At 71.5% G+C, this 867-nt stretch carries 2 protein-coding genes; one reads left to right on the forward strand and one right to left on the reverse strand.

Annotated features, from left to right (window positions below):
* Positions 1-720: D-glycerate dehydrogenase (locus tag HC022_RS27760; RefSeq protein ID WP_167454517.1), on the forward strand; the 720-nt coding region annotated here is incomplete at its 5' end.
* Positions 721-784: 64 nt separating this feature from the next.
* On the opposite strand, the gene HC022_RS27765 is transcribed toward HC022_RS27760, so the two are convergent.
* Positions 785-867 (reverse strand): D-aminoacyl-tRNA deacylase (locus tag HC022_RS27765; protein ID WP_175583769.1); only part of this gene is annotated, 83 nt, incomplete at its 5' end.

Raw genomic sequence — 867 nt, forward strand, 5'->3', positions numbered from 1 at the left:
CACATCGACGTGGCCGCTGCCGAGGCCGCGGGGCTCGTGGTCACCAACACCCCCGGCGCGGTCACCGATGCCACCGCCGATGTCGCCATGACGCTCCTGCTGATGACCTGCCGCCGCGCCGGCGAGGGCGAGCGGCTGGTGCGCTCCGGCGCGTGGGAGGGCTGGCACCCGGTGCAGATGCTGGGGCTTCACGTCACCGGCAAGCGGGTCGGGATCCTCGGAATGGGGCGGATCGGGCAGGCCATCGCGCGGCGCTGCCATTTCGGCTTCGGCATGTCCGTGGCCTATGCCAGCCGCTCGGAGAAGGAACTCGACTTCCCCGCCACGCGCTACACCACAGCCGAGGCGCTTGCGGCCGAGGTCGACATCCTCGTGGTGGCGCTGCCTGCAAGCCCCGCGACCCACCACATGGTGAACGCGGGCGTGCTGGCGGCGATGAAGCCCACGGCGCATCTCGTGAACATCGCGCGCGGCGACATCGTCGACGAGGCGGCGCTGATCGCGGCGCTCGAGAAGGCCGAGATCGCGGGGGCGGGGCTCGACGTCTACGAGTTCGAGCCCGAGCTGCCCGAGGCGTTGCGCCGGCTCGAGAATGCCGTGCTGCTGCCGCATCTCGGCACCGCGACTCTTGAGGTGCGCGAGGACATGGGCGCCATGGCGGTCGAGAACCTGCGTGCCTTCTTCGCGGGCGAAGAGGTGCCGAACCGCGTCACGGTGTGACGCCGCGCCAAGGAACTGCCCGTCGCCGCCCCCTGCGGTCGGCGGCGGGCTACAGGTCCGGCGCTCAGGCGTCTGTGTCGAGCCAGATCGTCACCGGTCCGTCGTTGACCAGCGCCACCTGCATGTCGGCGCCGAAGCGGCCGGTGG

Origin of the sequence: Salipiger sp. HF18, from assembly GCF_011806505.1 — a bacterium.
Taxonomy (GTDB): domain Bacteria; phylum Pseudomonadota; class Alphaproteobacteria; order Rhodobacterales; family Rhodobacteraceae; genus Salipiger; species Salipiger thiooxidans.